The sequence below is a fragment of the Nesterenkonia aurantiaca genome (assembly GCF_004364585.1).
In the GTDB taxonomy this organism is placed as follows: domain Bacteria; phylum Actinomycetota; class Actinomycetes; order Actinomycetales; family Micrococcaceae; genus Nesterenkonia; species Nesterenkonia aurantiaca.
In genome coordinates this window covers 103,767-117,122 of the sequence record NZ_SOAN01000006.1, presented here as the reverse complement: position 1 = coordinate 117,122, position 13,356 = coordinate 103,767, and the positions used below count along the sequence as shown (strand labels likewise).

At 69.7% G+C, this 13,356-nt stretch carries 12 protein-coding genes; 5 read left to right on the top strand and 7 right to left on the bottom strand.

Annotation, left to right across the window (positions count from 1 at the left end):
* Positions 1 to 94 precede the first annotated feature (94 nt).
* Positions 95 to 1,330, bottom strand: coding sequence for a Na/Pi symporter (locus EV640_RS08870; RefSeq protein ID WP_133726303.1), 1,236 nt, complete (start codon positions 1,328 to 1,330; stop codon positions 95 to 97).
* Between the two features lie 275 nt (positions 1,331 to 1,605).
* Here EV640_RS08870 and EV640_RS08865 point away from each other — a divergent pair, with 275 nt between their 5' ends.
* The gene (locus EV640_RS08865; RefSeq protein WP_036473194.1) at positions 1,606 to 2,487 is read left to right on the top strand and encodes a M48 family metalloprotease; all 882 of its coding nucleotides are present in this window, start codon (positions 1,606 to 1,608) and stop codon (positions 2,485 to 2,487) included.
* A 76-nt stretch (positions 2,488 to 2,563) separates the two neighbouring features.
* On the opposite strand, the gene EV640_RS08860 is transcribed toward EV640_RS08865, so the two are convergent.
* Entirely contained in the window at positions 2,564 to 4,003 is a 1,440-nt protein-coding gene (locus EV640_RS08860; RefSeq protein WP_133726302.1) for an FAD-dependent oxidoreductase, read from the bottom strand.
* A 99-nt stretch (positions 4,004 to 4,102) separates the two neighbouring features.
* On the opposite strand from EV640_RS08860, the gene EV640_RS08855 reads away from it, so the two are divergent.
* Both EV640_RS08855 and EV640_RS08850 read left to right on the top strand, forming a co-directional pair.
* Entirely contained in the window at positions 4,103 to 4,549 is a 447-nt protein-coding gene (locus tag EV640_RS08855; RefSeq protein ID WP_036473190.1) for a hypothetical protein, read from the top strand.
* Positions 4,546 to 5,055 (top strand): HIT family protein, encoded by a 510-nt coding sequence (locus tag EV640_RS08850; RefSeq protein WP_084479282.1) that lies wholly within the window; start codon positions 4,546 to 4,548, stop codon positions 5,053 to 5,055. Before EV640_RS08855 ends, EV640_RS08850 begins: the two co-directional genes overlap by 4 nt.
* Before the next feature lie 28 nt (positions 5,056 to 5,083).
* Here the strand turns inward: EV640_RS08850 and EV640_RS08845 are convergent, their stop codons facing one another.
* Both EV640_RS08845 and EV640_RS08840 read right to left on the bottom strand, forming a co-directional pair.
* Positions 5,084 to 6,136, bottom strand: a complete 1,053-nt coding sequence (locus EV640_RS08845) for a polyprenyl synthetase family protein (RefSeq protein ID WP_036473188.1) — start codon at positions 6,134 to 6,136, stop codon at positions 5,084 to 5,086.
* A gap of 21 nt (positions 6,137 to 6,157) precedes the next feature.
* The gene (locus EV640_RS08840) at positions 6,158 to 6,886 is read right to left on the bottom strand and encodes a demethylmenaquinone methyltransferase (RefSeq protein ID WP_255342455.1); all 729 of its coding nucleotides are present in this window, start codon (positions 6,884 to 6,886) and stop codon (positions 6,158 to 6,160) included.
* A 60-nt stretch (positions 6,887 to 6,946) separates the two neighbouring features.
* On the opposite strand from EV640_RS08840, the gene EV640_RS08835 reads away from it, so the two are divergent.
* Positions 6,947 to 8,320 (top strand): isochorismate synthase, encoded by a 1,374-nt coding sequence (locus tag EV640_RS08835; RefSeq protein ID WP_051500765.1) that lies wholly within the window; start codon positions 6,947 to 6,949, stop codon positions 8,318 to 8,320.
* A gap of 20 nt (positions 8,321 to 8,340) precedes the next feature.
* On the opposite strand, the gene menD is transcribed toward EV640_RS08835, so the two are convergent.
* Together menD and EV640_RS08825 are read right to left on the bottom strand one after the other, a co-directional pair.
* Positions 8,341 to 10,389, bottom strand: a complete 2,049-nt coding sequence (gene menD / locus EV640_RS08830) for a 2-succinyl-5-enolpyruvyl-6-hydroxy-3-cyclohexene-1-carboxylate synthase (protein ID WP_133726301.1) — start codon at positions 10,387 to 10,389, stop codon at positions 8,341 to 8,343.
* The gene (locus EV640_RS08825) at positions 10,386 to 11,471 is read right to left on the bottom strand and encodes an o-succinylbenzoate synthase (RefSeq protein WP_051500762.1); all 1,086 of its coding nucleotides are present in this window, start codon (positions 11,469 to 11,471) and stop codon (positions 10,386 to 10,388) included. Before EV640_RS08825 ends, menD begins: the two co-directional genes overlap by 4 nt.
* Positions 11,472 to 11,514: 43 nt before the next feature.
* Here EV640_RS08825 and EV640_RS08820 point away from each other — a divergent pair, with 43 nt between their 5' ends.
* Positions 11,515 to 12,483, top strand: coding sequence for a phosphatase PAP2 family protein (locus EV640_RS08820; RefSeq protein WP_051500761.1), 969 nt, complete (start codon positions 11,515 to 11,517; stop codon positions 12,481 to 12,483).
* Positions 12,484 to 12,559: 76 nt separating this feature from the next.
* On the opposite strand, the gene EV640_RS08815 is transcribed toward EV640_RS08820, so the two are convergent.
* Positions 12,560 to 13,315, bottom strand: coding sequence for an MBL fold metallo-hydrolase (locus EV640_RS08815; protein ID WP_166645897.1), 756 nt, complete (start codon positions 13,313 to 13,315; stop codon positions 12,560 to 12,562).
* Positions 13,316 to 13,356 lie beyond the last annotated feature (41 nt).

Below are 13,356 nucleotides of genomic sequence, written 5' to 3'. Positions count from 1 at the left end.
CCCAGACACCAAAGACCCCGCCAGTTGAGTTCTCCGGTCGATACGTATCGACCAGAGAACTCGACTGGCGGGGTCTTTGTTCGTGGAGCGCGGGTCAGAAGATGATGCTCAGGCCGATCAGCGCCAGCGGGATCACGACGAACACGCCCAGGACCCAGGCGAAGGCGAAGGCCTTCTTCTCGGCGGCCAGGTCGGCGAGCCAGGTGGCTCCGCGCGGCGGGAGGTCCCGCAGCCAGGGGGTGCAGAAGATGAGCAGGGTGGCCAACACGTTGAAGAACAGGTGGGCCAGCGCCGCGGTCAGCGCGATCTCACCGGCGGGACCGTCGAAGGCGAAGGCCGCGATCAGGGCGGTGACCGTGGTGCCGATGTTGGCGCCCAGGGTGAAGGGGTAGAGCTGCTTGAGCGTGAAGGCACCTGAACCGGCCAGCGGCACGATCAGTGCGGTGGAGGTCGAGGAGGACTGCACCATCACGGTGACCGCCGCGCCGGAGCCGATGCCGGCGATCGGACCGCGCCCGATGGCCGCATGCAGCACCTGCTTGGCCTTGCCGACCAGCAGCACCTTGAGCAGCTTGCCGATGAAGTTGATCACCAGCAGGATCAGCACGATGGCGACGACGATCATCGCCACCCCGTGCCAGCTGCCCGGGATGAAGCTCAGCGTGTCCTCGATCAGGTTCGCCAGCGGCTTGGTGCCGGCCTTGATGGTGGAACCCACTCCCGCCAGCACATAGGCGACCGGGCCGCCGTCGGTCCCTACGGCAAGTCCGGCGAAGAACGTGGAGAGCCGCTCGAGCAGGCTGAACATCATCTCCAGCGGCAGGAAGATCACCACGGCGATGAGGTTGAAGAAGTCATGCACGGTCGCGGCGGCGAACCCGCGGCGGAAGGACTCCTGCTCGCGCACCATGCCCAGGCTGACCAGCGTATTGGTCAGGGTGGTGCCGATGTTGGCGCCGAGCATGATCGGGATCGCGACCCCCAGCGGCAGCCCGCCGGCGACCAGGCCCACGGTCACCGAGGTGGTGGTGGAGGAGGACTGGGTCAGCGCGGTGGCCGCGATGCCGATCATCAGCCCGATGATCGGGTTGGTCGCGAAGGCGAAGAGGCTCTCGGCCTGGTCCCCGGTGGCGATGCCGAAACCGGTGCCGATGACGTTGACCGCCGTGATCAGCACGTAGATGGCCAGAGCCACGGAGAGCCAGTTCACGGCGTCCAGGGTGCGACCGGAGAGTCCGAACCGTTCGAAGGGGCTGACGGGTCGCTTGGCGGGTGCTTCGTCTACGGTGCCGGCGACCCGCTGCGGGGCCTGGATCGACGGTGCGGACATGCAATCTCCTCTTGGAACACGAGCGTTGGTGAGCCTGCTGAAGTGGTGGCGCTGGCACTGCCTGGATCCGGTCCGCGCAGCTGGCGCGAGGTGCATCACAGGGGTGATTACCACTGCCGGATGAAGGGCCGTAGAACACTGTGCACCGCGTGCCTGACGAGCGTCACACGGGAAGGTGAACTGCAGGTGAACGATCCGTCGAAACCCGGCCAGAGTAGAATGTCCTTGGTCACAAGCGGGCCGGCTTCACCCCTGAACCCCTCTGAGGAGAGTCAATGCACCAGCACCACGGACGGCTGCGCACCGCAGGTCTGCTCGCGTTCCTCTTCGCGATGCTCCTGCTCGTCGGCGCCGTGATCGCCTACGCCACCCAGACCCCCGGACTGATCTTCGTCTTCGGGCTGATCGGCCTGGTCTCCGTGGCCTACTCCTACTGGAACTCGGACAAGATCGCGCTGAAGGCGATGAAGGCCTACCCGGTGACCCGGGAGCAGGCGCCCCAGCTTTACCAGATGGTCGAGGAGCTCGCGCAGCGCGCCCAGCAGCCCGCGCCGCGGATCTTCATCGCCCCGGCGCCCACGCCGAATGCCTTCGCCACCGGGCGCAACCCGGAGAACGGCGTGGTCTGCTTCACCGAGGGCATCCTGAACCTGCTCAACGAGCGTGAGCTGCGCGGGGTCACCGGCCACGAGCTGATGCACGTGTACAACCGCGACATCCTGATCTCCTCGGTGGCCGCGGCGGTGGCCGGGTTCCTCACCACGATCAGCCAGTTCTTCCTGCTCTTCGGCGGCGGCCGGGGCAACAACCAGGGCGGCAACCCGCTGGCGCTGGTCGGCGCGATCGTCGCGGTCTTCCTGATGCCCATCGCGGCCAGCCTGATCCAGATGGCGGTCAGCCGGACCCGGGAGTACGACGCCGACGCCGACGGCGCCGCACTCACCGGAGACCCGCTGGCGCTGGCCTCGGCGCTGGACAAGCTGGAGCGCGGCATCTCGCGCTACCCGCTCAAGGAGGACCCCAAGCACGACGCGCACGCCCATATGATGATCGCCAATCCCTTCGGGGCTCGGGCGAAGAAGCTCTTCAGCACCCATCCGCCGATGCCGGAGCGAATCGCCCGGCTCGAGGCGATGGCCGGGCACAGCCCCAGCTGAGGCGCTCGGACACAGCAATGCCCCCGCGCCAGACGGCTCGGGGGCATTGCTGTGTCAGGAGGGTTCCCTGCGGGACTCAGCCCTCCCGGGAGATCCGGATCATGTCCTCGCGCTCAACGACCTTGACCCGTTCCCTGGCGCCGCCGTCGGGCAGCGGACCGTAGGCCTCACCCAACGAGACCTCGTGGGCGTCGAGCTTCTGCCAGCCGTCCCAGGTGGTGTACTCCACCTCGCGGGATTCCAGCAGCTCGATCACCGCGTCCTCGGCGGGCTCCGGGGCCACCGGCAGGTGGTGCAGGTCCTCGAGCAGGCAGCCGATGGTCTCCAGGGCGTCACCCTTGGTGTGCCCGATCAGCCCGACCGGTCCGCGCTTGATCCATCCGGTGGCGTAGATGCCGTTCACGTGGGCGCCGTCCTGCTCGGTGACCCGTCCGGCCTCGTTGACCAGCACGCCGCGCCGCTCGTCGAAGGGCAGCCCGGGGATCGCGGAGCCGAGGTAGCCCACCGCGCGGTAGACGGCCTGGACGTCGAAGTCCTGGAACTCGCCGGTGCCGCGCACCTTGCCGGTGCCATCGAGCTCCATGCGCTCGAAGCGGATGCCCGCGACGGCGCCGGTGCCCTGACCGGAGGCATCGGTGCCTTCCAGGATCTTCACCGGCTGCAGCAGGAAGTGCAGGTGAAGCTTGCGGGAGGCCTCGGCCTCGCGCTCCTCCTGCTCCACCAGCCAGTTGCCCAGGGTGTTGACCATCGTCTTGACCTGGTTGTTGGTCTTGATCGCCTCATCGGAGCCGGCGTCGAAGTCGAAGTCCTCCTCGTAGAGCACGATGTCGACGTCGCGGCTGTGCGAGAGTTCGCGCAGCTCTAGCGGGGTGAACTTCACCTGGGCCGGGCCGCGCCGTCCGAAGACGTGGACATCGGTGACCGGTGAGGTCTTGAGCCCGTTGTAGACGTTCTCCGGGATCTCGGTGGTGAGCATGTCCTCGGCGTGCTTGGAGAGCACCCGGGCCACGTCCAGAGCGACGTTGCCGTTGCCGATCACTGCCACGCGTTCCGCGGTAAGCGGCCACTCGCGGGGATAGTCAGGGTGGCCGTCGTACCAGGAGACGAAGTCGGCGGCGCCGAAGCTGCCCTGCAGCTCGATGCCGGGGATGTCCAGCTCGGCGTCCTTGATCGCGCCGGTGGCGAAGATCACGGCGTCGTAGTGCCGACGCAGGTCCTCCAGAGTGAGGTCCTTGCCGATCTCGACGTTGCCGATCAGCCGGATGTCGCCGCGGTCCAACACCTTGTGCAGCGCCTTCACGATGCCCTTGATCCGCGGATGATCAGGGGCGACGCCGTAACGGATCAGCCCGAACGGCGCGGGATACCGGTCGTAGAGGTCGATGCTGAACTCAAAGTCGCTCTTCTTCTGCGCCTTGGCCAGGATGTCGGAGGCATAGACGCCTGCGGGGCCGGCGCCGATGACGGCGATTCGGATCGCCCGGTCTGCTGGCCGCTGCGAGGAATTCTGGGACACGGGTGGGTTCCTTCTGATTGATTAACTCAGCACAGTATGCCGTATTGGGGTGAACGTCGGCGGCGAATGACTCTGTTCCCGGTCTTCTAGACTGAGGCTATGCCTGATATGTTCCTCGACAAGTTCCGCTCCCTGGTGCCCGCCTATCTCGACGCCAAGTGGACCCCCGCCGAGGGGCTCACCGTCGAAGAGCTGCGCCAGATGATCGCCGATTCCGAGCTGCCGGACGACCTCAAGGCGCGACCACGGCTGCCCCAGGTGCTCGAGGAGTTCTACCTGGCGCTGGGCCGCTGCGAGGAGATCATGGAGGCCTACCACTTCTTCTTCGACCCCGATGAGCTCGTCGTCGAGGACGGACACCTGCTCTTCCTCGAAGATGAGGAGGAGCGCTGGGCCTGGGGCGTCGACGTGGACACCCTGGATGTCCCGGACCCGCTGATCGTGCGGCGCAGCAGCAACTCCGGCATGTGGAACGACGAGGGCGCGACGGTCAGCGAGTTCATCTTCGACCTGCTGGAGTTCTCCTTCGAGGAGGAGTCGCCGTGAGCGTCTCGGATCTGGCGGATCTGTGGAGCTCTCACGCCCCGCCGGGGTATAGCTGCCCTTTCTGCGGGCTGGCCCGCGGCGAGGTGGAGGACCCCGCGAACCGGTGCGAGCTCAGCGACCTGGTCTATCAGGATGATGACCTGATGGTCTTCATGGCCTGTGACGGGTTCGGTCCGCACGAGGGTCACGCGATGATCTCCCCGGTGCAGCACCGCGAGGCGCTCTACGACCTCGACGACGCGCTGCTGGGAAAGATCGCGATCATGTCCCGCGAGGTCTCCAAGGCGATGAAGCTGGCCTGGGACCCGGAGGGCACCTCGGTGCGGCAGCACAACGAGCCGGCCGGGAACCAGCACGTGTGGCACTACCACCTGCATGTGTTCCCGCGCTACGCCGATGACATGCTCTACCGGCAGGTCCGGCACCCGGTCGAGGTCGCGGTGCGCGCAGAGAAGGCGCTGGAGCTGCGCGCGGCACTGCAACAGGTGCTGGCCGGCGGCAGCTGAGGCTCGCGGGGAGATCGAGCGGCTGAACTCAGCCCTCGCGCTCGACCACCGCATCGGCGAAGGCGATCAGCGCCGACTTCACGGTGGACTCCGGGAGCTCGGCGATCGCCTGCTTGGCCCGCTCGGCCCAGCTGTGCGCCACCTGCCAGGACTGCTCGGTCACCGGATGGGCGACGACGGCGGCCACCGCCTGCGCCAGCGCCTCGTCGGAACTGAGGTCGGCGTCGATCATGCTCAGCAGCGCGGCCGCGGCCTGCTGGTCCTGCGGTGCGGAGGCGTCCTGGGCCTGCTGGCGCAGAAGCAGCAGCGGCAGCGTGGGCACGCCCTCGCGCAGATCGGTCCCCGGGGTCTTCCCGGAGGACTCGGCGTCTGCGGTGAGGTCGATGACGTCATCGGCGAGCTGGAAGGCCACCCCGACCGCTTCGCCGTACTCCTGGAGCATCCCGATGGTCTGCGCCGAGCAGCCCCCGAAGTGCGCGCCGAGCCGGGAGGCCGCCGCGACGAGCGAGCCGGTCTTGTCCCCGATCACGCGCAGGTAGTGGGCGTAGGCGTCCTCATCCTCCCGCGGGCCCACGGTCTCGTGCAGCTGCCCCATGACCAGGCGCTCGAAGGTCTGGGCCTGGATCTCCGAGGCCTCCACGCCGAGCTCCGACATCAGCCGTGAGGCCCGAGCGAGGATCAGGTCTCCGGTGAGGATCGCGACGGAGTTGCCCCACACCTGGTGGGCGGCGGGCGCCCCGCGGCGCACCGGCGCGGAGTCCATCACATCGTCGTGATACAGCGTGGCCAGGTGGGTCATCTCCATGACCGCGGCAGCCCGGCGCACCCGGTCATCGATTCCGTTGCCGAGCATCGAGGTCAGCACCGTGAGCAGCGGGCGGACCCGCTTGCCGCCGGCCTGGGCGAGGTAGCGTGCGGAGGCGTTGACCAGCTCGTCGGCGCTGGCCAGGGAGCCGAGGAGCTCCTCCTCCACCTGGGTCAGGGCCTCGGCGACCTCGGTGGCGAGCGCCACGTCGTCGGCCAGCACGTCGAACCCGGCCGGAAGCTTCGTGGTCAGGGGATCAGCTGCGGATTCAGTCATCGGTGTCTAGCCTATCCAGGGTCAGGAGGCGGGGAGGGCGCTGGGCTTGGTGGCGTGATGAATCGCGACGATTCCACCGCTGAGGTTCCGGTACCGCACCGAGTCGTATCCGGCCGCGGAGATCTCCGCGGCCAGGTGGTCCTGGTCGGGCCAGGCGCGGATGGACTCGGCCAGATACACGTAGGCCTCGGGGTTAGAAGACACCGCCCGGGCGGCCGGCGGCAGCGCGCGCATCAGGTACTCGTTGTAGACGGTGTTGAAGACCTTGTTCACCGGGTCGGAGAACTCCATCACGGCGAGCCGTCCACCGGGCGCGGTGACCCGGAGCATCTCGCGCAGCCCGGCCAGCGGGTCCACGATGTTACGCAGTCCGAAGGAGATCGTGACGGCCTCGAAGGTGTCGTCGGCGAAGGGCAGGTTCATCGCGTCCCCGGCGATGAACGTCATGTCCGGGCGGCGCCGCTTGCCCACCTGAAGCATGCCTGAGGAGAAGTCGCAGGCCACTGCCTCAGCACCGGCGTCGTGGAAGGGCTCGGTGGAGCTTCCGGTGCCCGCGGCGAGGTCCAGGACCCGCTCACCTGGGGCGACGTCGAGCGCGGTGACGAGCTGCTTGCGCCAGCGCCTGGTCTGGCCCAGCGAGAGCACGTCGTTGGTGAGGTCATAACGGTCGGCGACCTCGTCGAACATCGAGGCGACGTCCTCGGGCTTCTTCGCGAGGCTGGCGCGGCTTCCGGTGCTGGGGCGATTCACCTTGGCATTCTCCCACATGCGCGGATCACCCCCGCCGCCATGTCCTAGACTTGTCCAGCCATGACAGCGCTCCCCGGTTCCCTCGACGCCACCACGCTGGTGGTGGATCTTCCGGAGTCAACCACGCTGGCTGACCTGCTGCCGGACCTGGATCCCAGCGGCGTCTGGCTGCTGCGCGGCGAGGGACTGATCGGTCTGGGCACCGCCGCGCACGTCCGCACCCGGGGCGCTGAGCGCTTCGCCGAGCTGGCCGAGTGGCATGAGCAGCATCTGGCGCCGCTGGCCCGGGCCTCCCGGCTTCCCCAGGAGCTGCGCAGGATCCCCGGCGCCGGCCCGGTGGCGCTGACCTCGATCACCTACTCCTCGGCCTCGGCCGCGGACTCGCACCTGATCCTGCCCGAGCTGACCCTGGGTGCCTTCGAGGGCACCGCGTGGATCACCGCGGTGTTCCGGGCCTCGGCGCTGGATGAGACCTTCGAGGCTGACGACGACGACGCGACGCTGCGTCGGGTCCAGGGTCTCTTAGCGAAACATTCGCTGCAGCTTCAGGGCCGCCGACTGAGCCTGGTCCCCTCGCAGCGCGGGGCGGCAGCGGGTCGGTCCAGCGGCAGCGCGGCCACCTCGCTGATCCAGGGCACCCATTCGGAGCAGCACTATCTGCGCGCGGTCCGTGCCGGGGTCCACGCGATCGGGCACCGCCGGCTGGAGAAGCTGGTGCTGGCCCGCGACGTCGTCGTCGCCGCCGACGCCCCGCTGGCCCCTGGTCCGGTGCTGGCCGCGCTGGCCGCGGACTATGCCGACTGTTGGACCTACCTCGCCGGGGACGTGCTGGGGGCGACCCCGGAGATGCTGGTGAAGATCCGCGGCCGCCAGCTCTCCGCACGGGTGCTGGCCGGCACCGTGGACGGTCGAGCCGGATTGGAGCAGGCGCGGGAGATGCTGCTGGAGGACCCCAAGCAGCGCGACGAGCACCGGCTGGCGGCGCAGTCGCTGTTGGATCAGCTCGCCCCGGTGGCGCAGCATCTGCAGGCTCAGGACCCCCCGTCGGTGCTGCAGCTGCCCAACGTCTTCCACCTCTCCACCGATGTGACCGGCCAGCTCACCGCGCAGACCCCGGCGCTGCTGGTGGCTGAGCGAGCCCACCCCACCGCCGCGATCTGCGGCACCCCCACGGCCACTGCCGCCGAGCTGATCTCCACCCTGGAGGAGCTGGACCGCGGGGCGTTCTCGGGGCCGGTGGGCTGGATCGACGCGAACGGCGACGCCGACTTCGGCATCGCATTGCGCGGCGGGATCTTGGAGGAGCAGGGCACCGCGATCCGGCTCTTCGCGGGCTGCGGGATCGTGGCCGGGTCCGTTCCCGAGGAGGAGCTCGCCGAGACCTGGGCAAAGATGCGCCCGATGCTCGGCGCCCTCGGCGTTCGCCAGCCCTGAGCCGGCGTCGAGGCTGAGGGCTAGAGCTCAGCGGCGGCGGCGCGGAGTCTGGCGTGGAAGTCACGCAGCACGCTCCGATCGGTGCGCACCTCGATGATCCGGATGCCGACCCGGTCCTCGAGTCCGGAGAGCCCCTCCCCGAGCGAGTCGAGGTCCTCGGCGAAGTGGTAGTCGTGGCCATAGGCATCGGCGAGCGCCTCGATGTCCACGGTCTGTGGTGTGCCGAAGAACCGCTCCACCGCCTCGGCCTGGCCCTCCCGGCGACCGACCGCGCCGTGCTCGAGCTGGTCGAAGATCGCCCCGCCGGAGTCGTTGACCACCACAATGTCCAGGTCGGGCTCGCGCTCGGTGGACGGGATCAGCAGCGCGTTGATGTCATGCAGGAAGGTCAGGTCCCCCACCAGCGCGGTGACCCGGGTGCTGCGAGCCAGCGCGACCCCCGAGGCGGCCGAGAGGTTGCCGTCGATGCCGGCCAGGCCGCGCATCGCGTAGACCCGACGCGCGTCGTCGCGGGTGCCCAGGACGGTGCGGTTGAGCACTGCGGCGAGGTCCACGTCGCGGATCACCGAGGAGGAGCCCAGCAGCAGCGGGGTCTTGACCGTCTCCGCCACGTACTGCGCGACCCGCACCGAGGAGAGCTCGCCCTGGGCCAGGGCCTCCTGCTCGGTGAGCGCGGCATCGATGAGTCGCTGAGCCGCGAGCCCGCGCTCGGTCCAGGAGTCCTGCCAGCCCGGAGGCGCCATCGCGGCGAACTGCGCCAGGGCGAGGACATCGTGGATCTGCCGGCGGTCGAGTCGGTGGTCGAACCAGGCCTCTCCCCCGGGGGCGTACTGCACAGCCTCCACGTCCTGCCGGTGGATCAGCTGCTGGACCGGCCGGGTCAGCGTGGGCCGGCCGGCGACGACGACGCGCTCGACGCTGCCCGCCAGGACGCTGGCGGGGGAACCCTCCGGTGCCTGCAGGATCAGCCGGTATCCCTGGATGGTGCCCAGATCGCTCCAGCGCGCATCGCTGCTGGGCTCGGCGAGCAGCGGGTGCCCGAGCCGTCGAGCCAGCTCGCGGGCCTCGGCGGGGGCATCGGCGCCCATGACGAAGACGGTGCGTGCGGTGCCCAGCTCGGCCTCGAACCGTGCCGCCGCCTCTGCCGGAGACTCCGCCGCAGACTCCGCAGGGGATTCCGCCGAGGACTCCCCCGCCATCTTCGCCGAGGACTCGGTCGCAGCGCCCGATTCGGAGCTCGCCTCGGAATCGGCGGGAGAACCGGTGGGAGAACCGGCTGGGGACTCAGCGGGCGTCCCGGCGGAGGACCCCTGCGCGACAGAGGGGCCCTGCGCGGCGGGGCCGCCCAGGATCTCGCTGCCGATGATCTCGGCGCGCAGCTGCTCGGCGGAGTCGGTGACTCGGCGGCGCGGGACGAAGGGGGTGCGGGCCCAGCGCTGGGCGCCGGCTCGCTGCCCCTCCCCCGGGGCGGCGGGGACCAGGGGGTCGCGGAAGCCGATGTTCAGGTGCACCGGACCGGGGGCGGGCCCGGTCGCGACGCGCAGCAGCAGCCCCACCTGAGTCTCGGCGGCAAGCATGTCATCGCGCGACTCCGGCTCCAGCCGTGCCTCGCCCTGTTCCAGATGGATCTCATCGCGCACCCGACCGGCGAACATTCCCTGCTGCCAGGTGGTCTGGTTCGCCCCGGTGCCGTGCATCTCCTCGGGCCGGTCCGCGGTGATCGCCACCAACGGGATCCCGGAGAGGTCCGCCTCCATCATCGCCGGAAGCAGGTTCCCCGCCGCGGTGCCGGAGGTGGTCACGACCCCGGCCGGGGACTTCGTGGCCATCGCGATCCCGAGCGCGGTGAACGCCGCGGAGCGCTCATCGATGCGCACGTGCACGGTGATCGCGCCGAGCTCCTCGGCCTCACGCAGGGCATAGGCCATCGGTGCCGAGCGCGAGCCCGGGGCCAGCACGATATGCCGCATGGTCATGGTCAGCCCGCGGATCACTCGCCGGGCCAGCCGCAGGGACTCCACGTCATAGGCGTCGTCGAACTCGCGGAACGGGCGCCTGGGTGTGGTCATGCCCTCAATCCTAGAAGCTCTGCGGCGAGCACCTGGTGGGCGGCGCGCAGTCGGGCGATCCACCACTGCTCACGCTCGGGACTGACCCGGTGCCGCCGCAGCATCTCCGGCGAGGGCTCCACCGCACCGGGGACCGCCAACAGCCCGGCGGACGGGATCAACGGATCCTCCAGCACGTCGTGTTCGAATAATGCGGCGGTGCCGAGTCCGCAGGCGTAGGGCAGGTGCGGCAGCCGTGCGGCCAGCGCGAGCCCGGCGGCCAGGCCCACCGAGGTGTCCAGCGCCGAGGAGACCACCGCATCGAGGCCTGCCTGCTCCACGATCTGCAGCGCACGCTCCACCCCGCCGAGCGGGGGGACCTTGACCACGATCAGGTCTGCTGCGCCGAGCCTGGCCACCCGGAGCGGATCCTCGGCCTTACGCACCGCCTCATCTGCGGCGATCCGCAGCGGCGACCCCGAGGAGCTGACGCCGGCGTCGGCGAGCGCCTCCCGGAGCTGCGCCAGCGGCTCGACCCCGGCGACCGGCTGTTCGGCGTACTCGAAGTTCCCGCCGGCGACCTCGGCCAGGCGCTCCAGCGCAGGCACCGCTTCGGCGAGGCTCCAGCCGCCGTTGGCGTCGGCGCGCAGCCCGGCATGAGGAACCAGCCTGCGGACTTCGCGGAACCGGGCGACGTCGTCCTCAAGGGTCTGCCCGGGCTCGGCCACCTTGATCTTGACCGCGGGGATGGAGTCCACGGCGCCGAAACGGGTCAGCACGGATTCCACCTGCTCGGGGGGCACCGCCGGCATGGTGGCGTTGATCGGGATGTGCCGGCGCAGCGGCTCGCCCCAACCCTGCCAGCCGGCCTCGATCCCGGCGCGCAGCCACTGTGCGGACTCGCCCGCCTGGTACTCCGGGAACGGCGAGAACTCTCCCCAGCCGAGAGGCCCGCGGAACAGCATCGCCTCCCGCCGGGTCTGTCCGCGGAAGCGGGTCCGCAGCGGCAGCGAGACCACGTGCGCCTGAACCAGGATCTCCTCCACCTCGGGGAGCTGCCAGCTGAGGTTGCGGCCTGCGCGGCCCGCGGGGTGATCGTCCATGACGTTCAGTCTAGGCAGGGGTGAACCTGCGATACTGATGCACATGTCAGCTGCCCGCGCACTTCGTCCCCCGGCCCGGCGCACAGGCCTGTGGATCATCGGAATCCTGCTCTGCTGCGCGGTCTTCATCGCGGTCTATGAATACTTCGTCCGCTCCAACTCCGGGCAGTGGGTGGAGTACGCGATGCTCGACGCCGCGGCGGAGCGGGTGACCTCGCTCTCCGAACGGGGCTTCGACCTCTGGTGGCTGAGTCCGGTGATCATCGCGCTGCCCGCGGTGATCTTCCTGGTGATCGTGCTGGCCCGGCAGCGCTTCCTGGCCGCGCTGATCGCGGCAGGCACCGTGGTGGGAGCGAACCTCTCCACCCAGGTGCTCAAGACGCTCTGGCTCGAGCGCCCCGACCTCGACAACGGCGTCCCCTACTGGACCGGGAACTCGCTGCCCTCCGGACACACCACCCTGGCGGCCTCGATGGCCGTGGCGGTCTTCCTGGTCAGCTCCCCGCGGCAGCGTCCCTTCGTCGCCGTGCTGGCCGCCTTCTACGCCGGACTGGTCGGGGCCTATACCTTCACCGAGACCTGGCACCGCCCGGCCGACGTGATCGCGGCCTACCTGGTGGTGGCGGTCTGGGCCCTGATCGGCGGCTGGCTGGTCATGCGCACCGGCCCCGAGTGGAACACCGCGGTGGTGGACTACGAGCCTGAGACCGCGCCGCTGGCCGGCCTCGCCTGGTTCCTCGGGGTGACCCTGACCGTGGTGGCGGTCCTGTGCTTCCTCTTCTCCGGCGGCTGGAGCGGGATCGCGCTGGCCGGAGAGGAGCCCAGCCTCTGGCACTGGTTCGCCGGGCTGTTCTTCTCCATCGGCCCGGGCTTCCTGATGGCCGCCGCAGGGATCAACCTCTTCGGCGCCGAGACCGGCCGGCGCCAGCGCGGCGCACCGGTCCCCTCCCCCAAGGGTGAGACGGTGCGCTACCCGATCCCGCCGGAGTTCAGCGAGCTCTACCGGGTCTGAGTCGTCCCGACCCGCATCCGGGACGCCCACAGCTGCATCTGAGCCGCCCCCAGCTGCGGCGGCTCACCCGCGCAGCTCAGCGGCCGCGCAGCCGGGTGATCAGCTCGCGGGACTCCCCGGGGCCATAGGGCACGATCGGGATCGCCTTGGTGGCGTCATTGACCGACTCCCGGATGGCCTGGGAGGAGACGTTGTAGCCCTGCTGCATCCGCCGGCGCATCGAGGCGATGAAGTCGGCGTCGACCTCGTGGCCGTGGCCGGGGACGAAGCGGCTGTAGCTTCCGGCCATGGACCACAGCCGACCGAGCGCGCGGACCCATTCCTTGGGGTAGGAGTCGTGGAACTCCGGGTCATCACCCTCCCGGACCAGGTCACCGCAGAACATGACCCCGGTGGAGCCCTCGGCACGGACCCCGACCACCAGGTCGCCCTGGGTGTGGCCGCGACCGAGGTGCTCCAGGACCACCTCGACGCCGCCGCCCAGGGGCAGCGTCACCGGTTCGGCGGCGACCAGATCGGTCGCGGTCTCCACGCCGGCGTCTGCATGGGCGAGGATCCGATGCACGCCCTGACGGCGCAGAAAGTCATTGGCCCCGACGTGGTCGGGGTGGCCGTGGGTGTTGACCACGATCAGTTCCGCGGAGCTGAGCTCACGCACCGCGGCCAGCAGAGCCGTATGGTCGCCCCCGGCCGGTCCCGGGTCGATGAGGACGGCGGCGTCCTCCCCCAGGATCAGCCCGACGTTGAGCGGCGGGGGGCCGCCCCGTTCGGCGAGGAAGACGTGGTCCTCCAGGCGGCGGAAGTGCGCGGATTCGGGAGCGTGGTCCATCATGATCACCTTCTGTGAAACCGGAGTTTCCCCCATTCTGCCTC

What these genes read in the sequence shown, in the direction of transcription:
- EV640_RS08870 (WP_133726303.1), bottom strand. Translation starts at nt 1,330, where the DNA reads ATGTCCGCACCGTCGATCCAGGCCCCGCAGCGGGTCGCCGGCACCGTA.
- EV640_RS08865 (WP_036473194.1), top strand. Translation starts at nt 1,606, where the DNA reads ATGCACCAGCACCACGGACGGCTGCGCACCGCAGGTCTGCTCGCGTTC.
- EV640_RS08855 (WP_036473190.1), top strand. Translation starts at nt 4,103, where the DNA reads ATGCCTGATATGTTCCTCGACAAGTTCCGCTCCCTGGTGCCCGCCTAT.
- EV640_RS08845 (WP_036473188.1), bottom strand. Translation starts at nt 6,136, where the DNA reads ATGACTGAATCCGCAGCTGATCCCCTGACCACGAAGCTTCCGGCCGGG.
- EV640_RS08835 (WP_051500765.1), top strand. Translation starts at nt 6,947, where the DNA reads ATGACAGCGCTCCCCGGTTCCCTCGACGCCACCACGCTGGTGGTGGAT.
- menD (WP_133726301.1), bottom strand. Translation starts at nt 10,389, where the DNA reads ATGACCACACCCAGGCGCCCGTTCCGCGAGTTCGACGACGCCTATGAC.
- EV640_RS08825 (WP_051500762.1), bottom strand. Translation starts at nt 11,471, where the DNA reads ATGGACGATCACCCCGCGGGCCGCGCAGGCCGCAACCTCAGCTGGCAG.
- EV640_RS08820 (WP_051500761.1), top strand. Translation starts at nt 11,515, where the DNA reads ATGTCAGCTGCCCGCGCACTTCGTCCCCCGGCCCGGCGCACAGGCCTG.
- EV640_RS08815 (WP_166645897.1), bottom strand. Translation starts at nt 13,315, where the DNA reads ATGATGGACCACGCTCCCGAATCCGCGCACTTCCGCCGCCTGGAGGAC.